Source organism: Gimesia panareensis, from assembly GCF_007748155.1.
Lineage (GTDB): Bacteria > Planctomycetota > Planctomycetia > Planctomycetales > Planctomycetaceae > Gimesia > Gimesia panareensis.
Genome location: NZ_CP037421.1, coordinates 6330342 through 6345476 on the forward strand (window position 1 = coordinate 6330342; position 15135 = coordinate 6345476).

Annotated in this window: 14 protein-coding genes; 8 read left to right on the forward strand and 6 right to left on the reverse strand. The window is 57.0% G+C overall.

Translation table 11 applies throughout. From position 1 onward, the window contains the following. Positions 1-7: 7 nt before the first annotated feature. Positions 8-1213, reverse strand: a complete 1206-nt coding sequence (locus tag Enr10x_RS23670; RefSeq protein ID WP_197996204.1) for a sialidase family protein — start codon at positions 1211-1213, stop codon at positions 8-10. A gap of 273 nt (positions 1214-1486) precedes the next feature. Between Enr10x_RS23670 and Enr10x_RS23675 the strand changes: the two genes are divergently transcribed. Both Enr10x_RS23675 and Enr10x_RS23680 read left to right on the forward strand, forming a co-directional pair. Further along, positions 1487-2380, forward strand: a complete 894-nt coding sequence (locus tag Enr10x_RS23675; protein ID WP_145113588.1) for a hypothetical protein — start codon at positions 1487-1489, stop codon at positions 2378-2380. A gap of 121 nt (positions 2381-2501) precedes the next feature. Further along, positions 2502-4229, forward strand: a complete 1728-nt coding sequence (locus Enr10x_RS23680) for a CocE/NonD family hydrolase (protein WP_145451563.1) — start codon at positions 2502-2504, stop codon at positions 4227-4229. Between the two features lie 199 nt (positions 4230-4428). On the opposite strand, the gene Enr10x_RS23685 is transcribed toward Enr10x_RS23680, so the two are convergent. Together Enr10x_RS23685 and Enr10x_RS23690 are read right to left on the reverse strand one after the other, a co-directional pair. Beyond that, positions 4429-4893 (reverse strand): hypothetical protein, encoded by a 465-nt coding sequence (locus tag Enr10x_RS23685; RefSeq protein ID WP_232093115.1) that lies wholly within the window; start codon positions 4891-4893, stop codon positions 4429-4431. A 244-nt stretch (positions 4894-5137) separates the two neighbouring features. Beyond that, positions 5138-5920, reverse strand: coding sequence for a DUF4396 domain-containing protein (locus Enr10x_RS23690; protein ID WP_145451564.1), 783 nt, complete (start codon positions 5918-5920; stop codon positions 5138-5140). A 224-nt stretch (positions 5921-6144) separates the two neighbouring features. Here Enr10x_RS23690 and Enr10x_RS23695 point away from each other — a divergent pair, with 224 nt between their 5' ends. The 5 genes from Enr10x_RS23695 to Enr10x_RS23715 all read left to right on the forward strand — a co-directional run bounded on the left by Enr10x_RS23695 (position 6145) and on the right by Enr10x_RS23715 (position 10266). After that, on the forward strand, positions 6145-7467 hold the full coding sequence (locus Enr10x_RS23695; RefSeq protein WP_145451565.1) for an acetylxylan esterase: 1323 nt from the start codon (positions 6145-6147) through the stop codon (positions 7465-7467). A gap of 44 nt (positions 7468-7511) precedes the next feature. After that, positions 7512-7799: a hypothetical protein gene (locus Enr10x_RS23700; protein ID WP_145451566.1), complete on the forward strand. Its 288-nt coding sequence runs from the start codon at positions 7512-7514 to the stop codon at positions 7797-7799. A 15-nt stretch (positions 7800-7814) separates the two neighbouring features. Further along, positions 7815-8684 (forward strand): phytanoyl-CoA dioxygenase family protein, encoded by an 870-nt coding sequence (locus Enr10x_RS23705; RefSeq protein ID WP_145451567.1) that lies wholly within the window; start codon positions 7815-7817, stop codon positions 8682-8684. 236 nt (positions 8685-8920) lie between these two features. After that, positions 8921-9469: a formaldehyde-activating enzyme gene (gene fae / locus Enr10x_RS23710; protein ID WP_145451568.1), complete on the forward strand. Its 549-nt coding sequence runs from the start codon at positions 8921-8923 to the stop codon at positions 9467-9469. A gap of 38 nt (positions 9470-9507) precedes the next feature. Then, the gene (locus tag Enr10x_RS23715; RefSeq protein WP_145451569.1) at positions 9508-10266 is read left to right on the forward strand and encodes an SMI1/KNR4 family protein; all 759 of its coding nucleotides are present in this window, start codon (positions 9508-9510) and stop codon (positions 10264-10266) included. A gap of 176 nt (positions 10267-10442) precedes the next feature. Here Enr10x_RS23715 and Enr10x_RS23720 read toward each other — a convergent pair whose 3' ends face one another. The 3 genes from Enr10x_RS23720 to Enr10x_RS23730 form a co-directional block, all read right to left on the reverse strand. Next, entirely contained in the window at positions 10443-11885 is a 1443-nt protein-coding gene (locus Enr10x_RS23720; protein WP_145451570.1) for a neutral/alkaline non-lysosomal ceramidase N-terminal domain-containing protein, read from the reverse strand. A 28-nt stretch (positions 11886-11913) separates the two neighbouring features. Continuing rightward, positions 11914-12219: a Dabb family protein gene (locus Enr10x_RS23725; protein WP_145113605.1), complete on the reverse strand. Its 306-nt coding sequence runs from the start codon at positions 12217-12219 to the stop codon at positions 11914-11916. Positions 12220-12337: 118 nt separating this feature from the next. Further along, the gene (locus tag Enr10x_RS23730; protein ID WP_145451571.1) at positions 12338-13696 is read right to left on the reverse strand and encodes a DUF1501 domain-containing protein; all 1359 of its coding nucleotides are present in this window, start codon (positions 13694-13696) and stop codon (positions 12338-12340) included. A 561-nt stretch (positions 13697-14257) separates the two neighbouring features. Between Enr10x_RS23730 and Enr10x_RS23735 the strand changes: the two genes are divergently transcribed. Then, positions 14258-14971, forward strand: coding sequence for a hypothetical protein (locus tag Enr10x_RS23735; protein ID WP_145451572.1), 714 nt, complete (start codon positions 14258-14260; stop codon positions 14969-14971). Positions 14972-15135: the final 164 nt, after the last annotated feature.

Genomic DNA, 15135 nt, shown 5'->3' on the forward strand with positions numbered 1-15135 from the left:
CCGCTTGCTAGTCTTCCGGCCACATTGAGAGATCCCATTTGGCGATGCCCATGTGGTAGCGCTGGTGCCAGGGGAGGGCGTGGGCCGCGTATTCGGGTTGCTTGGGACCGAAGTAATACGCGGTGACGATCGAGCCATCATCCAACTGGACACTGGAGGGGTAGCCGGAATCGGTTTTGTGCCAGTCGCGGGCCGGGCTGGAGAGGAGCACGACCGGGATCGACCATTTTTCGCCGCCGTTCTCGCTGATCCGCATCACGACGCCGAACAGCCCCGGGATGCGACTGGTAATCGAACAGAGCAAGCGTCCGTCGGCCAGTTCGAGCAGGTGGGCGTTCTCCTGTCCCTGGGGTGCCATCAGGCGGGGGTCGGACCAGGTCTTACCGGCATCCGTCGAGCGGATGAAAATCTCGCCGCTGCCGTGCGGAATAGCGCGGTCCATCATATCACGACAGTCCGTGCGACAGACGGCCAGCCATTCGCCATTCCTGCGGCGCAGGACGAAGGTTTCATTCACGTCCTCGGCCAGCGCCTGCTCTTCGCCCCAGGTCTTGCCGCCGTCCCGGCTGAAGATCACCGCGGAACAGGACCGTTTGGGTTTGACGCTCAACCGCTTATAGACGGGAGAAACCAGGGTGCCGTCGGGGAGCGAGAAAATATCGCCGTGCGGCACCAGGGCGATATCCATATCGTGACGGTCCCAGGTCTTGCCCTGATCGGTGGAGATGCAGCGTTGCAGTTTCAGGTAGGGTCGTTTTTGTCCTTTGTGATAGCCGCTGACCAGCGTTACCAGGTGGCCATCGGCATTCAGGCCGGTCGAGTGGTTCATGCGGATCGCGTCCGGCTCTTCGGGATGGGCGGAGACTTTGCTGCGAAACTTCCAGCTGATGCCGGCGTCCTGACTGATCCAGAGTTCGATATCGCTGTTGTCGCCGTAGCCGTGACTCGGATGATTGTAAACCACCGCTGCGAGTTCGCCGTTGGGGAGTTTCGTGAGGTTGGGCCAGAGCCCTTTGTTATCGATGGCCACGTAGAAACGGGCCCCGGGCAGCATCTGACAGCCCTGCAATCCCTGAGAAGAGACGGGGGTGTTCGCAGCATCGGCGGCACCATTTCCCAGCAGCAGGGGGGCGGCTGCGGTGGCTGCCGCCTGTTTCAACAGCTGGCGACGCGGTAGTTTTTGATTGGACTCGGCAGCAGAGGAGGCATCCACGGGGCAAGACCTTTCGGTTGGGATGAGGGCAGGAAAGTAACTCAGGATCTTCATCGTAAACCAGTGCTGATTGAGAATCCAGAAAAATTGAAAGCGAGGAACAGCAAAAAAAGATCAGAGAAGCGATGGACGGTTACAAGTACGAGCCGTAGTCCTTACCGCTCCCCATGAATTTCTGATGATCTCATTAAATTAAGCTGTCATTCCTGAAAACGGCGGTTTATGCTGAAAGTGTTCTCTGTGATTTTTCATTTCTGACAGGGAGGCCTGATCATGGGCAGTTTTGCGAACAGTGTGCACGTACGGTCGAATGATTCCGATGAAGTCATCTCAGCCATCCAGACAATCCTGCAGACCGATGGGTATGAGCCCACCGACGAGGAGCCCGATGAAGAAGCGATGTGGGGCATGCCCTCCGCGCACCGGGCCCTGCATGTCAGTCAGCCGGTGAATGGCTGGGTAAACCTGCTGGATTCGGACCTGCTGGGCAGTGCGAACCTGTCTGCGGAACTCTCACTGCAGTTGCAGTCCCCCGTGATGCAGTTCTTTGTGAACGACAGCGATTCCTGGGCCTACGTGCTGTATGAACGGGGAGACGAGTCGGACGGCTTTGATTCCTCTGGCGGCCTGATGGGGGGCGGCATGTGGGATGAGAGCATGCCGGAAACGATTCCGTTCGCTGCAGAAGGCAACATGGAGCAGAAAGCACTGGAGGCCATGCAACAGATTGAAGCGGCCATGCCGGCTGAGATTCGGGCGATCCAGCAAAAGATCAACCAGGGACAGGCATCGCAGGATGAGTTTCTGCAGTTGAGCCAGTGGATACAGGAACATTCGCGGCAGTTCATGGATCAGTTCCGCTCGGACATTGTGCACTCCATGGAACAACCGGAACGGGTGCAGGAAGATTTATCTCCCCACATCGAACCGTTGCGACCGCTGCTGGTCGCGGGTGTCACGGATGAACGGGTGCTGAAACTTTTGGATGAACAGGCTGTCTTTGCGGAAGAGACACTGGCCGCATTCATGCCGCTGATCGGGGTGCCTCCCATCTTTGCCAACCTGAGCTATCGCTACCTGGAGGAAATAACGACAGATGAACTGGCGGCGGAAGGGGTGCGGATGCAGTCACATCTGAAATATAAGACCGATATGCCAATGTTCTGAGCGGTTCCCCGGGTGGGAGAATGTGCCGCGGAATTGCAGTTTCTTGCAAAAGCTGGTAAGAACAGGAGAGCGACCTGCCTGAACCTGTTCTGATTTTCCCTGCTTAGGAAAGACTCTGCCCATGAAACGCTCGCATGTCCTGGCTGTCTGTTTCTGTCTGTTCGTCGCGTCCTGGCTTCACGCCGCCGAAACACCTTCCGTCACTCAAGAAACCGTCATGGTTCCGATGCGGGACGGCGTGCTGCTGGCAACCGACGTCTATCGCGATCCGAATCTGAAACAGGCACCCGTGCTGCTGATGCGGACGCCTTACAACAAGGACCGCGTGAAGAAGATCGCGGAGCGTTATGCGGCCGCGGGTTTTATTACCGTCGTGCAGGACTGCCGGGGGAAGTTTCAGTCGGAGGGGATCTTCTATCCTTACGATCATGAAGGGCGTGACGGCTATGATGCGATCGAGTGGCTGGGCAAGCAGCCGTGGTGCAACGGACGGATCGGCATGTGGGGGGCGTCCTACGTGGGAGCGACCCAGTGGCTGGCGGCGAACGAACATCCGCCGGGACTGGTCACGATCGCACCGATGGCGACCTTCAGCAGTTTTTATCGCAATCTGTACCTGGGCGGCGCAATGCGGCTCTCGCTGATCACGCGGTGGGCCTCGGGGAATTCCAAAAAACCGGAAGGGGCCGAAGTCACCAGTGACTGGCGTGCGACACTGCTGCATCTGCCGATGAGTGAGATCGACGAACAGATTGGCTGGTCGATCCCCTGGCTGGAAGGGATGCTGACTCATCCGGAACATAACGGCTACTGGAACCGGACCGAACTGACGGACGAGATCGTCGATCTGGAACTGCCGATGCAGCATATCGTCGGTTATTACGATTTCTTCTCGCGGGAAACCGTGGGGAACTTTATGCGGATGCAGCAGCAGGCCCGCGATGCCCAGACACGCGGGAAGCAACAGCTGATTCTGGGGCCCTGGGATCATGGTTCCATCGGCCGCGCCCAAGTCGGCGATGTAGACTTTGGTCCGCATGCCGTGATGGATAAGGCGGGGGAGAACCTGCAGTGGTTCGAACGTTATCTGAAAGCGGGTCCCGAGAATGACTCGGCGGTTGAAGTTCCCGTACGTTATTTCTCGATGGGGGAGAACGTCTGGCGGGAAGCGAACACGTGGCCGCCCCGCGGGTTTTGTGAAACGCCCTTCTATCTGCATTCTGCCGGGAACGCGAATACGGGCAGCGGCGACGGCACGCTGACTTACTGTCCGCCGACGGATGCGGAAACTGCGGATGCATTCAAAGCGGATCCGGCTGATCCTGCACCGGCCTGCCCGGTGACGGAGAAGCGTCCGTTGATTTCAGCGACCTGGGCTCCCGTGGATCAGAGACCGATCGAGAAGCGGAAGGACGTGCTGGTGTATACGTCCGGTGCGTTTACCGAGCCACTGCGGTTTGCCGGCAATGCGCGGGCGAAGCTGTTTGTCTCAGCCGACACGCCTGATGCGGACTGGGTGGTGAAACTGATCGACGTGCATCCGGACGGGTTCGCGCAGAACCTGGCGGTGGGAATTCTCCGCGGCCGGTTTCGCGATTCGGAACGGCAGCCGAAGCTGATGAAATCGGGGCAGGTGTATGAGATCACAGTCGACCTGGGACCGATTGCCGCCCAGATCGGCAAAGGGCACAAGCTGCGTGTGGATATCTGCGGTGCGTATTTCCCGCTGTTCGACCGGAATCCGAATACGGGCGAAGGCCCGTTCGGCAAGGGGACGAAAGTCGCGACCGAGAAAGTGTATCACGATGCGGTCCGGCCGTCGCAGATTATTCTGCCGTGTCAATACTGAGCGACAAGGCGCTAGCCGCCGGTAATCATAACAGACGTCTGGAAGAATTCAGGCGGCCAAGGTAGCGTTTCTTAATTTGGATGGTATATACCAAAGTCGTTTCAACCGGGGCTAACGCCCTGCCGCTAATTACTGCTGACACGATCGGGCGTCTTTGAACAATACCGGTGACTAGCGCCATTCCGCTCAGACTGAATTCTCAGTTTGAGGGAATCGGGACGACTTTGAGTTTGACTTCGGAGTCGTCGACGATGCTGAGGACATCGCGGCAGTATTCGTGGCAGTTGATGCAGGTATTCAGAGAGTGCATGTAGGCGTAGGTGGAACCGTCGAGATTTTTCTCTTCGGCCATCTTCGCGAGCTTCTGCGCCTGCTTGCGGAGTTCCATGCGATGATGGGCGTAGACCGGATCATCGTGGGACGCCCATTCGGTGGCGATGCAGATCTGGCTGAGGGCCTTCGCGCCGCTGTGGATCCCTTTGAAGTCCTTGGTGACCAGGCCGTTGGTGATTTTCTGACAGCTGGCAAGCTTGGCCAGCATCAGGGCCGCCTGCTGTTCGTCGGGGTCAGCAGCCGATTTGCGGAGTTCGTCCGAGGCGAATACACCGCCGGCGATCAATAAAATTCCGGTAGCCAACAGTAACCAGCGTTGCGTCATATTCATTTCGGGTCCTCAGGCAGGGGCGAGGTGATCGTTCCTGTTTACGTAATCCGTATAATCGGCCTGATTCCTTTTATCGGCTCTGGAGGTCCGGTTTCTGAACCCGTTCAGGGGAAAAAGGGACGAGAATGGGGCTGGATGTAGTTTTTACAAGGGTGTTCGCCGCTGTCTGGCGATTGGCGAGCTGGTGAGCCAGACCAGGATTCAGACCGGCGGCTACGCCTTGCCGCTCATTTTGATTGGCAGCCTACATCCTTTCCTTGATCCCCTTACTGATCAGCCACCAGTTGATGGGGAAGGCGGTGATGAAACCGGCCAGCATGGCGATCTGCATCATGAACCAGAAGACGGGGCTGGTTTTGGCCATCAGGGGATTTTCGGTGCCAAAGATGCCGAACAGGCAGATGGCCATCCAGCCGTACATGCCGACCTGCCAGAACGTCAGCGAGAAGAAATCGACCTTGAAGGCGGTGATCAGACCTTCATTAAACGAGAGCTGCCGCATGGGGACGATGCTGAAATACTGAAAGGCGATGCCGAACAGCAGGGCGAAGAGGTAATCGATGGTCCAGGTGAAAAAGACGAGTGAAGCGCCGGTGAAGCTGAGTACGGCTGGTACCAGGATATGCATTCCCCCTTCCACGATGATATCGCCGACGGAGCAACCGCTGCCGCAATGCGTCACTCCCAGCACCACGCTCTGCCAGAACGGTTTTTCCTTCATGGCAGACATGTCGTGCGAGTTCATCGAAGACTGCATGTCGGAGTGCTGTTCCCCGTGCATGCTGTGCCCAGCGTGGCCGCTGTGTACGTGCGAACTGTGATTGCCGTGCTGCATCTGGTCGTGGCTGTCCTGTCGACCGAACCAGAGATAGAGGGCCACCGCCAGCGGTCCGGCATAGAGCGCGGTAAGGGGCCAGACGAAGTTCATGATCGCCATGTGCTGCGGATGCCGAATGATGTCGACGATCAGCCAGAGGCAGCAGATCACAGCGAGAATCAGTGAGACAGCGGCAATTTGTGTCAGCATGTCAGGCTTTCCCAGAGTCGAGGATCAGTTGGATGGTCTGTCTGGTTGCTGGTTTGATTTTAGAACATTTCCCGGTCGCGGTCAGCAGCAGTGCACCGTCTGAGTCAGAGAAAGTCTGATTTCGCAATTCACGTTGAATTCGTTTCCGTTGGGTGTCCGGTCTGTTAGAATAAATTTCTTACTTTTGATCAATCAAGCTGACCTTCCAAATATGGGAACATACCATGCCTCCACGACTACTCAAAAATATCGTCCAGACCTGCCTGACTCTGGCGCTGGTTCTGTCACTCTCTACGTTCGCTGTTGCTGCGGACAAATACGAATTGAAAGTGGTGACCGATCGTCCCGACGCCCTTTACAAAAAAGGGGAGACGGCGAAATTCCTGATTTCGGCAACGAAAAATGGCGCACCGCTTTCAGGTGAAAAGGTGAGTTACACGGTCGACAATTTCATCGGCGGTGCTGCCGGTTATCCGAAAGGAACACTGACACTGGGTGACAAACCGGCGGAGGTGGAGGTCACTTCAAAGAAGCCGGGCTTTCTGCGTTGCGTGGTCAAAGCGGGTGCTCCCGTCAATCAGACGAAGACAGCGGGAGCCGGGTTCTCGCCGGAGGAGATCGAACTCAGCAAGCCGGCCCCGGAGGACTTTGACCAGTTCTGGACCAATCAGATCGCGAAACTCGAAAAGGTGCCGATGAATCCGAAACTGACACCGGTCAAGTCATCGGATGCGAAAGTGGAAACGTTCGACGTGCAGGTGGACTGCCTGGGTGGTGCTCCGGTCTCCGGATATTTCGGTAAGCCGAAGGACGCGAAAGCGAAGAGCCTGCCGGCAATTCTGTGGGTGCACGGCGCCGGGGTGCGGAGTTCGTCGCTGGGGAATGCCGTCAAAGGGGCGAGCAACGGGATGCTGTCGATGGACATCAACGCACACGGCCTGCCCAACGGGAAGCCGGCTCAATATTACAAAGACCTGGCGGCAGGCAAACTGAAGGGCTATCGGCAGGAGGGACGCGAGAGCCGTGATAAAGTTTACTTCCGTGGGATGTTCCTGCGGCTGGTGCGGGCGATTGATTTTCTGACCGCGCAGCCCGAGTGGGACGGGAAGACCGTGATTGTGATCGGCCACAGCCAGGGGGGCGGCCAGGCACTGGCAGCCGGCGGTCTGGATAACCGGGTGACGTTCATCGCCACGGGGGTCCCCGCAATCTGCGATCATTCAGGACGCGCTGCCGGCCGGATTAACGGCTGGCCCAAGCTGGTCGAAACCGGCGCGGACGGCAAACCCGATCCTACACAGTTGAAAGCAGCGTCGTACGTGGACGCGGTCAACTTCGCCACGCGGGCGAAGGCCGATGCAATCATGAGCGTGGGCTTTATCGACACCACCTGTCCGCCGTCGAGCTGTTATGCAGCTTATAACCAACTGAGCGGCAAGAAGCAGATCATCAACAAACCCCTGATGGGCCACGCCGCCCCGGCGGACATTCACAAGGCGTTCTTTGATGCCGTGCTGAAGCATGTGGAGGAGCAGGCGAAGAAGTAGGACTTTGTCCCCAGGAACCATAAAACACCTCGAGGTTCATTTCGATGTTGAAATTATTGTTCTGCGGGAAAGAAACTGGTCGCATCTCGGACATCGGACAGGATGGTCCCGAGATGTGGGCCACGTTTGAACCAGGCAATAATGCAACGCCACTGTTGCCGATGTGGCAGTTTATTACTGATGAGAAGAATTTCGATGTCGATCCACCTTTCCCCCCGGAATTTCTAGACGATGCGTCCTGGATGATTGAAGACGAGGAGGGAGAGCGACGACCGATTTTTCTACCAGCTGTTTATGACGATGGCACGATCAGCTGGCGGTGGAGGGATTGAATAAAGGGCCATGTGATGGATGTATCGTTTACCAATTCGCGTGAAGAAGTCGCTGCGGCAAAGCGGGTTGAGACGGACTGGGCGGCGTTGAGTGCAGGACAGCAGATTCGTTCGCTGGAAGTGGATGGGTATGTCGTCCTACCGGACCTGTTGTCGGCGGAGCAGATTGCGGGGATCCGTGTAGAGCTGATGCGACTGCCGACGCAGGGAACCGATTATAGCGCGCATCAGCGGGGATTCAGCGGCGTGCAGTGGACGGACTCGCCGACTGCGATCTCGGTGATAGCGCTGCCGGCGATGATCTCGTTTCTGGAGCGGCTGTTCGGGGATGAGCTGATCTGTACGTCGTGTACCTACGCGGTTTCACAGCCGGGGCATCCGGGAATCGCCATCCATACGGACGCGCAGCCTTATGGTTCGAAAATCTTCGGGCTGGGTGCCAGTTCGCCCTGCCTGGTGCGGGTACTGTATTACCTGGATGATCTGACACCTGAGCACAGCCCATTCAAAGTGATTCCCGGTTCGCATCTTTCACTGCACGCGGACGGCAACCCGTACCGGCGATACCTGTCGCACGAGGATGAAATGATGGTCACCTGCCGGGCGGGGTCGGCAGTGATCATCAACCAGAAAGTATTTCACGCCAATTATCCCAATTTTAGCGATACCGACCGGCACATGCTGGCGATTGCCTATCGCCCGGCATGGGCGGGGCCGATTGGAGAAGTACCCGATTATGACCCGGCGCAGGTGCAGACGTTACCAGAAAACGTACGACCGCTGTTTCGCAGCCTGAATACGCAGAAGATCGACTATGATCTGCCGAACCGGCCAGACAACATGGCGCGGTCTGCGCCGGGGATCAGTCCACGGCGGTATGAGTGAATAAATTCTACTGAGCGGCACGGCGCTAGCCGCCGGTGTTGTATCACGCGATGTCTAGAAATTACCGGTGGCTAGCGCCGTGCCGCTCAGGATAAGTTGTCGCGATTCTAAACTGAAATTGAGCGAGTTCATCCCGATGTCTGGTTCTGGAACGGAGGCTGGTTGCAGATTCACTGTTGTTCGGGTAGGGTGATGGTTCAATTACCGATTCAGTTCAACCAGCAGGGAGTGTCAGTATGAGTGATCGAATTGTGATGCGTACCGGGGAATGTCTGGTCGCCGGTGGTCCGCCGTTTACGGCTGCGGAACCGGAAGTGGTGATTGGTGAGCTGGATGGCCCCGTGGGGACAGCGATTGCCACGCTGACCGGCGGTCAGTCTGCAGGTCACTCAAAGGTGTTCGCGATTCTGAATACCGACATCCAGGTCAGGCCGGTCACGCTGATGGTGAGTAAGGTGACGGTCAAGAGCAGTGCCTACACGAATATTCTGATGGGAACCGTGCAGGCGGCGATTGCCAACGGTGTGCTGGATGCAGTGCGGGCCGGAGATCTGCCGAAAGAGAAAGCGAACGACCTGGGCATTATCTGTTCGGTCTGGCTGAATCCGGGTGTCGCGACTGATGAGAACCTGGATCACAAGGCACTGTTCGAGATCCATCGTAAAGCGACCGCGCAGGCGATTCATAAAGCGATGCACAACGAACCGTCGATCGACTGGCTGCTGGAGCACCAGGACGAAATCACGCACAAGTATTACCAGAAGGGTCTGGACGGGACGCTGTAAGCGGAGCCCGGTTCTCTGACCCGCGGGAGGGATACTGGATGCCCGAATGGAAAATGACGCGTCGCCATGCGATTTGCATGGCAGGCGCGCTACTCAGCGCCGCCTGCACCAGCGATAAAGGAGACGACCAGGTGGCTGGTAACGATCAGAGTCATCCCCCTGTGAACACGGTCACAGAAGCGTGGCATCGAATTCATGACTGGCTTTCAGCACATGCCCCAAAGATTCTTGCCAATCTGAATCCGCCAGCTACCGCGCAGGAAATTCAGGAAGCCGAACAGGTTTTCGGTCTGGAAATGCCGGAACAATGGAAAGAACTCTACCGCACACATAACGGAATGAATTCAGAGGGGAACATGGGTAGTCTCTTCTATGGCATGCAGTTCCTGACGTTGCAGGAGGCGATTCATGAATATCAAAACAACAATGTCCCTGTTGAAGATCCAGCGCCGGTTCGGGCGGCTGACTCGGGCATCCGTAGGGAAAACATCTATCATCCCAAATGGATCGCGTTTGCTCATGATGGTGGTGAGGCATTGCTCCGCGTAGACATGGCCCCTACTCCCACTGGAACTGCCGGGCAGGTTATCTTCACTGACCATGCAGACAACACTGTGATTCTGCTCAATAAAAACCTGCTGCAGTTCATGAAGCAATTTGTAGATGACCTCGAAGCAGGACGCTATTTTTTAAATCAAGAAGCTCTTGCAGAGGGAGATGAATTCCTTGACTGTAAACCTGAAATTGATGTAGTGAACTGGTCCTTTTCACCACGCTGGCAACACCTCAAGGATTAACAGGTGTCTTACCAGTCAGCTGTTTTTGATCACTTCTTAACAAACCAGTTTCAACCGGGGCTAACGCCCTGCGGCTAATGGTGTGCCCCGCTTAGGAAGGGGACACCAACCAGTTATTGCCAGACAAACCTTGATGCAACACCGGCGGCTAGCGCCTTGCCGCTCAGTTTTTCTTTCTACTTTTTGAACTGTGCGTTGATTGACTTGAGGGTTTCTTCGGTGAGGACCTGGCCGCCGGCGGGGCCGACGAGGTTGCTTTCGATGATGGCGCTGTAGCTGCCGCCGCGGACGGCTCTTTCATTCGGTACGTAGGAACCGGGGCCGCAGAGCTGGATGACGAAGGTCTGCAGGGCCGGGCTGCGGGACTTCATCTGGGTGCCGAAATCGGTGAAGAGTTCGAAGTCGTTCGTGGCGATGGCGATGTCTCCCAGGCGGAGGGTGTGCAGTTCCATCGAATAGGGGCGGGAGGTGCCGGCCTGCTGTTCTGCGTAGCGGTCGAGGACGCGCTGTTTCCAGTTTTTGATCCAGACCTTGGAGGGATCGTCGGCATAGGCCTTGATCTCTTTGGAGATTCGCTCGTGGTCTGCTTCGCTGACGGTCTGCAGCGGGAGTTCGATGGTTCTGACTTCGTGCTTGAGCAGTGAGTCGGCGTGTTTTTCCTGCACGGCACCGGCGTAGGCTTCTTCCCAGCCGGCGACGATCCGCCGCGACAGTTCTTCGAGCAGCGTCAGGTTGCGGAGCTGCATCATGCGGGCTTCGGCTGCTTTGCGGTACATGGGGCGGGGCACCTGATCCCCGGCAGCGCCGGCCCAGCCGAGCACGGTGAGCTGGTCGCCATATTTTTTCTTGAGGGCTTCGCGGACCGGGTGCCAGTAGTCGGCATTGACGGTGCTGCGTCCTTCGACGGCCTGGGCGGGACAGGCGATGTTAATGGCAGTCGCGATGAGTTCGTCTTTGTCATTCCAGAAGCAGAGGACTTCCATGGTGTGATCTTCGTAGCCTTCGATGCCGCGAAAATCTTTGGCGCTGGTGCTGCCGTACATTTTGGCCCAGCCTCCCTCATACAGGGCCCGGCGATTCTGGGCGATGACTGCGTGTCCGAGTCCCCAACCAACCTGGCCCGGCTGCCGTTCGTTCCAGGCCTGCTGGATGGCGTCGGCAATTTTCTGAGCGGCGAACTCAACGAATTCAGTAGGCTGTGTGACGCCGGTCTTGGGAAGTGTGTAGCGACCTTCGATCATCGTGGGCGCGGTGTGCGTGTGGGTCGCATTCATGATGACCTTCTGCAGCGAGAGGCCGGGCAGCTGGTCTTTGAGTTTTTCGCGGACTTTTTCGTGAATGCCTCCGCGGATGCAGACCAGGTCGCAGGAGACGAAGACGGCGTGCTCCAGCGATTTGTCTCCGTCGCGGGATTCCAGTACGAGGACATTCGCGGTGACCGGACTTTCGACCTTCTTCGCAATGCGGGTCCGCATTTGACCGGTGAGTGAGACCGGCAGCTGGGGGGTGATGTCGGTTGACGTGGCGCCCACATAGAGTTGGGCGGCGTCCGCTGTGGAGGCTGCGAACAGGCAGAGCAGTGTCAGACTGGCGAAACGGGCAATCGGTCGTGAGTCCATGCGAAAACTCCTCGGGGGCTGGCGGTGATCAGTGTGCGACGGTGTTCAGCGATTCGAAGTCGGCTTCCTGAAAATCTTCGACGGTGGTCAGCCAGAATTCTTTGATAAAAGCCTGGTGCGCCTGATGGTTGCTGTAAAAATCGTATTCTTCCTGGTTGTCGAACTTCATGCTGATGCCGAAGGTATGGTCGTTTTTGGGACTGGTCTGGCGGCGGATGGCGAAGTCTTTCACGCCGGGGATTACTGCGAGATCTGCAGCGGCGGCCAGGAACGTTTTTTCGTCTGTGGAACCGGGGGCCGATTTGAGTCGGAAGGTCACGGTATGTTCAATCACGGGGGATCCTCATGGTAGTAAGCTTTCTTTCAATTCGTTTTTCCCACTGAGGGGAACGCCGTTTTATGTTATGTCAGGCGGAAGAAAAATTCCATCGCGGGAGAACCGCTGTTCCGGTTCAGGCGAGCAGATCGTGAATGATGCGGGCTTCGGGAACGACGGTATGCGGGCGGTTGAGTGTGTCGTAGAGGAGGTGCTGGTGATCGACGCCGAGCAGTTGATAGATGGTCGCGACGATATCACCCGGGGTGACCGGGCTGTGCCGGGGTGTGGCTCCCTGATGATCGGAAGCGCCGTAGACAAAGCCAGGCTTGATGCCTCCGCCGGCCAGCAGGATGGAATAGCAGGAGTTCCAGTGATCGCGTCCGGCGTTGTTGTTGATTTTGGGAGTGCGACCGAAGTCGCCGAGGACAGCGACGAGTGTGCGTTCCAGCCGACCGCTTTGTGCGAGGTCATCCAGCAGGCTGCTGCAGGCAGCGTCGAACTGGGGGAGCAGCCTGGTTTTGAGGCTGCGGAAGTTCTGGCCGTGCGTGTCCCAGGTGGCATTCGCATGCGGCGCCCAGGACATGGTGACCACGCGGGTGTCGGCTTCGATGAGGCGGCGCGCGAGGAGAACGCTCTGGCCGTAGATATTCCGCCCATAGCGTTCGCGGACACTGTCCGGTTCGGTATCGAGCTTGAAGGCGCGTTGGGCCCGGTTGGAGGTGAGCAGGTCAAAGGCCTGCTGTTGAAAGTCGTCGAGTGAATCGAGCGTCTGGTTGGACTGTGCTTCCAGCCCGTGGTTGAGGGAGGTGAGCAGCCCGCGGCGGGCCTGCATGCGTTCCTGGGCAAGCCCAGCCGGCAGTGAGAGATTGCGGACGTGAAACTGCGGTGTGTTGGGATCGTCGAGTACCCAGAACGGATCGTAGGTAGCCCCCATGAAGCCGGCCAGAAATCCGGGCTGCAGCGGGCCGGCGGCACCCTCTTTGGTTTTGTAGGGTAAGGTGATGTAGGGGAGTGTGCCGGGACGGGTCGGTCGCAGCTTGGCTAGGACGGCTCCCGGTGCGGGATGGTCGTCGGGCTTGGCGCCGCCCCCCTGTTCGCCGCGATCGTGGCCGGTGAGGGCCGCATACACGGCAGCGGCGTGCGAATTGTTCACACTGTGGTTCATGGACCGGATGAGGGTCGTGTGGTGCATCTGCTGCGCGAGGCGGGGAAGGTGCTCACAGACATCGACGCCCGCCAGGGAACTGGGGATGGGGTCGAACTCGCCGCGGATCTCGATGGGGCCGGCCGGTTTCATATCCCACATGTCGAGATGACTGGGGCCGCCGTTCAAGAAGATGATGATACAGGCATCGGCTTTGGGAGCAGGACCGGCAGTGGGCTTGTCTGCAGCGGCCAGCAGTCGGGGGAGAGAGAGTCCGAGAGCACCCAGACCTCCCACGCGTAATAGTTCGCGACGCGACCAGTGATTGACAGACAGACTTTCCTGCATCGTCATGCTCCTGTGATGGTTTGAGAGTCTGTTATTTTAACCGAGTCCCCCTGTGAAGGTCCAGCGCGGTCTGCTGTGTGGACCACGAAACCATTTTGTTTTTACTACCACGAAAGGCTCGAAAAACACGAAAGTAACAGGATGAATATTAATTTCGACGGGTGACCCCGAATGGAATTTGGGGTTGTTGAAAACAACAAGAGGTTTCAGTGTGAACGAATCAGGGTGCTGTCTCGTACCTCATTCGGATCGATTGTCTCGGAAACTCTCTTTCAGACTGATCGAGTGAGCTGTGACTTCCTGCTCGCTGCGCTCGGCTCGAATTACATTCGGGCTAACTCAATATTTAATGGTTGGAAGTGAGTTATCACGAGCACTGTCGGGCAAGCTGACAGTGGCACCCGGCACGACACGGAATGAGGGAAGACCGTAAACGTTTTTGCTACCACTAAAGGCACTAAAAGCACGAAAAAAACGTGCATGGCGGGAGCTTTGGTTTTAGGATGGAATTGAGAGGCGTCTTGAAATGACCTCTGTTATTTAAGGAACGGGACTGATTTCATGAAATCGATCAGGGTGAGAAGCGGGCTGGCAGTACTGACAGTGCTGCTGGTATCAGGCCTGGGGTCTGTAGCGCGGGGGCAATTTAAAGCGAGGGCTGCCACAAAAGGATCGGGCAGTGTGGGTGGTGCTGTGTTTTCAGACGGGCTCCTGAATTACCTGTTCCTGGACTCAAAGAGCTCAATCCAGCAAGGGGTCTCCCCCGGTTATGTGTATGTGTCGCAGTCGTCCTGGCGAGGGAGGCGTTTTTCGTTTCTGTGCGTGGTTGAACACACTTATGAGGGGAATGAGGAGGACCATTTCCACTCCCAGATGCAGACGTTGAACAGTCAAGGAATGGTCAGCCAGTGGTTTCTGATCAAGGATGCGATCTGCCGGCTGAAATATGATCTGGATACTCATCCCCAGAAGCAATTGACAGAGACCATGAGGTTTGGCATCCGGGAGGTCGATCTGCAACAGGGGCGTGTGTTTTATATCGACCTGCGCAGATCACCTGCGCGCGTCACTCAGTTGCCACTGCAGTTGCCGAAATCACTCGGTCAGGAAAAAGATGATGAACTGATCAAAGCTGCGATACAGAACTGGCAGGCGAATGGTAATCTGACTCATCAGGGGAAGTCGTTTCTGTTTGAAGCCGGTCCTGTGGCGGCGCGTAAGCCGCGGGAAGAGGATCTGTGGCCGGATGAAATCGAGGTGGAGGAGACGGAATAGAGTTCTTGATTTTTTTTACGACCACGAAAGACACAAAAAGCACGAAAAAACGTGCACTGCGGGAGCTTTGGTTTCAGGATGGAGTTGAGGGGCGTCTCGAAATGACCTCTGTGATTTTAGAAACGGGACTGATTTGATGCGATCGACAATGCTGAGAAATGGAC